The organism is Streptomyces sp. MnatMP-M17 (genome assembly GCF_900091995.1).
GTDB lineage: Bacteria > Actinomycetota > Actinomycetes > Streptomycetales > Streptomycetaceae > Streptomyces.
This window is the reverse complement of sequence record NZ_FMDK01000987.1, coordinates 1-3896: the sequence shown is the minus strand read 5'-3', so window position 1 is coordinate 3896 and position 3896 is coordinate 1. Positions and strand designations below refer to the sequence as shown.

The 3896-nt window shown below is 70.0% G+C and carries 3 protein-coding genes and 1 pseudogene; 2 read left to right on the top strand and 2 right to left on the bottom strand.

The features are described 5' to 3' along the window. Positions 1 to 411: 411 nt before the first annotated feature. Positions 412 to 1416, top strand: a complete 1005-nt coding sequence (locus GA0115259_RS34735; RefSeq protein WP_093604274.1) for an ABC transporter substrate-binding protein — start codon at positions 412 to 414, stop codon at positions 1414 to 1416. A gap of 124 nt (positions 1417 to 1540) precedes the next feature. Further along, complete coding sequence (locus GA0115259_RS34730; RefSeq protein ID WP_256098282.1) at positions 1541 to 2074, top strand: hypothetical protein; 534 nt, start codon at positions 1541 to 1543, stop codon at positions 2072 to 2074. 9 nt (positions 2075 to 2083) lie between these two features. Here the strand turns inward: GA0115259_RS34730 and GA0115259_RS34725 are convergent, their stop codons facing one another. Both GA0115259_RS34725 and GA0115259_RS40850 read right to left on the bottom strand, forming a co-directional pair. Next, on the bottom strand, positions 2084 to 3505 hold the full coding sequence (locus tag GA0115259_RS34725) for a lysine N(6)-hydroxylase/L-ornithine N(5)-oxygenase family protein (RefSeq protein ID WP_093604270.1): 1422 nt from the start codon (positions 3503 to 3505) through the stop codon (positions 2084 to 2086). A 34-nt stretch (positions 3506 to 3539) separates the two neighbouring features. Continuing rightward, positions 3540 to 3896 (bottom strand): annotated as a pseudogene (locus tag GA0115259_RS40850) (aspartate aminotransferase family protein); the annotation flags it as partial.

The following is a 3896-nucleotide window of genomic DNA, read 5'->3' as shown; positions in this document are numbered from 1 at the left end:
GCTTGGGCGCGTCGGCCTGGGCGGCGGTCACCGCTCCGCCGACGGCGAGCGCGGCGATGGCCGCCGACGTACCCAGGACCAGCCGCAGCCTGCCACGGAGAGCGTGGCGTACAGCGGTGTGACGTGCGGACATACCGTTCCTCGAATCATCTCGGCAATGCAGGGACAGACGGACAAACAGACGGATGGAGGCGCCTCCACTCCGACAGACGTCCGTCCCACGCCGAGGTTGCAGCCGAAGCGGAAGACTTTTCGCACCGGGCCGCACCGGGCGGCAACTCCGTCCGACCGGGCCGCCCGTGCAGACCGTGCAGACCGTGCAGACCGTGACTTGTAGCCCGAGGGCCGCTAAGGTTAGGTTCCCCTTACTTCTGCCCGAGAGGCCTTCTCATCGTGTCCACCTTGTCCACCGTGTCCAGAACGGCTTTCACCCGCCGCCGTATCGCGGTGGCCGCTGCCGCCACCGTGTTCGCCGTAACGCTCAGCGCGTGCGGTGGGAGCGACGGCGGCGGCGACGAGTCCGGCGCGGACAAGGCGGGCAAGGCGGCCGACGCGGGAGGCGACACGCGTGTCGTCAAGACGGTGATGGGCGATGTGGAGGTCGACGGCGTGCCGAAGCGGGTCGTCGTGCTGGACACCGACGCGCTCGACTCGGCCGTCACGCTGGGCATCACACCGGTCGGCGCCACGGCCGTCGCCGACCAGGCGCCGTTCTCGACGTACCTGCCCGCCGACAAGCTCAAGGGCATCAAGCCCGTCGGGCTGATCGCCGAGCCGAACCTTGAGGCGATCGCCGCGCTGGAGCCGGATCTGATCCTGAGCAGCAAGGTCCGCGACGAGAAGAACTACGCCGCGCTCTCGAAGATCGCGCCGACCGTCTTCTCCGACACCACCGGGCCGACCTGGCGGGAGAACTTCCAGCTCCACGCGGACGCGCTCGGCAGGAAGAACGAGGCGGTCACGGTCGTCGCGGACTACGAAGCGCATGTCAAGCGGCTGACCGAGGCGTTGGGCGGCCCGGCGAAGGCGAAGGAGACAAAGGTCGGCTTCGTACGGTTCGTGGAGGGCGCGGACACCCGGCTCTACCTCAACGACACGTTCGTCGGCTCCCTCTTCAAGGACCTCCAGGTCGGCCGCCCGACCGACCAGGACACCACCGGCTTCTCACTCGACGTCAGCCCGGAGCAGATCGACAAGGCCGACGCGGACGTCATCTTCCACTCCACGTACGGCGATCCGAAGAAGGCCAAGGAGACCGACACCGTCGGCGGCCCGCTGTGGAAGAACCTCACCGCGGTGAAGAAGAACATGGCCTTCAAGGTCGACGACAACCTGTGGATGCTGGGCATCGGTTACACCGGCGCGAGCCAGATCCTGGACGCGATGGAAAAGAGCTTCGCCTCGGCCGCGCGCTGACCGCTCGGCCGCGCGCTGACCACCCCCGTGGAGGACGACCACCCCAGTGGCGGACTTGGTGTGCACCTGACGCTAAGGTTCCATGTTCGTTCGAATGTCCACGGGGTGACGGGGGAAAGCGGTTGTGAGCACGCAGCTGAGAGACACAGCGGCGGAACTGGCGCAGGTGCTGTGGCGGGAACACACCCTCTACCGGGAACGGTCCGGAGGCGTGGTCATCCGTGGTGAGCACGTGCGGCGCTGGATCAGTCTCGCGCCCGCGGGCGGCCGTGACGAGATCCTCGTCCGCGCGGGCCGCATCCTCGACGGCGGCACCACCGCTCCGGCGCGTTCGGAGGCGATCGTGTCGCTCTCCGCGGGAACGGGCGTGCTCGCGGCGGCCTGTCGCCGTCTGCTCGCCGAGGCGGCGGCCGATGTCACACCGACCGCGCCGCGAGCGGGAGCGTCCGACGGCGGCGGAAGGTCCGGGCGACCCGGGAGGTCCGGAAGGTCTGATCGGTCCGCGAGACCCGCGAAGCCCGCACGGGCCACCCGCTCCGGCCGAGGCAGCCGAGCCGGCCGAGGCCGAGCGCGCATGCCCTTCAGCTCCTGGGTCATCGTCGTCTGCGTGACCGGCATTTTCGCTCTCTACGCGTACAACACCATGTCCGGCAGATAGCCGCCGCCGTTACGCGCCTGGCGCGCGTGGTGCGCCGAACGTCGTCCAGGCGGCCCGCTCCGGCACCCGTACCACCACCCGTCCCGCCGCCGCGTTCAGGATCGTCGCCGCCCGCCAGGCGCCGAGTGTGAGGTCCGGGGCGCCGACGCCGTGGGTGTGGAGTTCGGCGTTCTGGACGTACAGAGTGCCGGTCACGCGTGGGTCGAGCGTGACGCGGTACTGGCCGTCGATCCGGTAGCGGCCCTTCTCGTCCCAGACCACCAGCTTCGCGAGCGTGTCGAGGAAGTCCGGGCGGGCCGCCGCGTAGCCGGTGGCCGAGACGATCGCGGACGTACGTATCTCGAACACCTCGTCCTGCTCGGTGTGGCGGCAGGTCAGCACATACCCCGCACCGCCGTCGCTCTCGGGCCGCGCCGCTGTCACCGCCACGCCCGGGTGGAGCGCGGCGCGCGGTTCCGTACCGCCGATCGTCCGCTCGTACAGCTCGTCGTGTATCTCGCCGAGCGTCTCCTCGCTGACGCCCTTGTAGAGCTGCCACTGTTCGCGTACGAGCTGGTCGCGCCGCCCGTCCGGCAGGGCGCGGAAGTAGCGGATGTAGTCGGGTGTGAAGTGTTCCAGGCCGATCTTGGAGTACTCCATCGGCGCGAAGGCGGGTGTACGGGCGAGCCAGCGGACGTACGGGCCGCCCGCTCCGTTGCCGTCCTGCTGACGCAGGAGATCGAGCGTGACCTCGGCGCCTGACTGGCCGGCGCCGATGACGGTGACGTCGTCAAGTCGGGCCAGGCGTGTCCGGTGGGTGCGGTAGTCGGCGCTGTGAAGTACGAGGCCGCTGTGCGCGTGTGCCTCGGACGGCGCGGGCGAGGGGCTGGCGAGCAGCGGACGGAGCGGTTCCGGGACGACCGGCGACGTGCCGACGCCGAGCACCACTTGACGTGCCCGTACGCGCGAGAGCGAACCGTCCGCCGAGCGGTACGTGACGGCGAACGTGCCAGCGCCCTCGCCCGCGCCGCCCGCGCCTCCGTCCTCGCTCTCCTCCCACTCCAGCTCCGTGACGCGCGCGTCGAAGCGGCAGGACGGCAGGCGCTCGGCGACCCAGCGGCAGTAGTGGTCGTACTCGCGGCGCGGTATGTGGAACCGCTCGGAGAAGAAGAACGGGAACATTCGGTCGTGCTCGCGCAGATAGTTCAGATACGACCACGGGCTGGTCGGGTCCGCCATCGTCACCAGATCGGCGAGGAACGGGACTTGGAGGACCGTGCCCTCCATGAGCAGTCCGGGATGCCAGGAGAAGGCGGGCTTGGCGTCGAGGAAGAGCGTACGCAGGCCGGGCGTGGAGCGGTCGCTGAGTGCGGCGAGGGAGAGGTTGAACGGGCCGATGCCGATACCGAGGAGGTCGTACGGGGCGTCGGTGCGTCCGTGGTCGTTCGTCATGGCTGGGCCTCCGGATCGTTGGAAAGGGGCAGGTTCACTGCGCCTCCTCCGCGAGGCCGGCGGCCACGACGGTGTGGAGGAGCCGGTCCACCTGGGCGGGAGTGGTGTGCGGGTTGAGGAGGGTGAGCTTGAGGCGTACGCGGCCGGGGCCCTCGCCGGGAAGTTCCGTACGGCCGACGACGGCGCGGCCTTCGCGGAGGAGACGGCGGCGGAGCGAGGCGTTGATCGCGTCGGTGTCCGTCGGATCGGCGTTCGTCGCATCGGCCGGCAGATAGCGGAAGAGGAAGGCGGTCAGGACGGGTTCGGCGTGGAGTTCGAGCCGGGGATGGTTCCGTACGGTCCTGGCGCCCGCGACCGCCAGGTCGTGGCAGGCGTCGACGAGCCGGCCGAG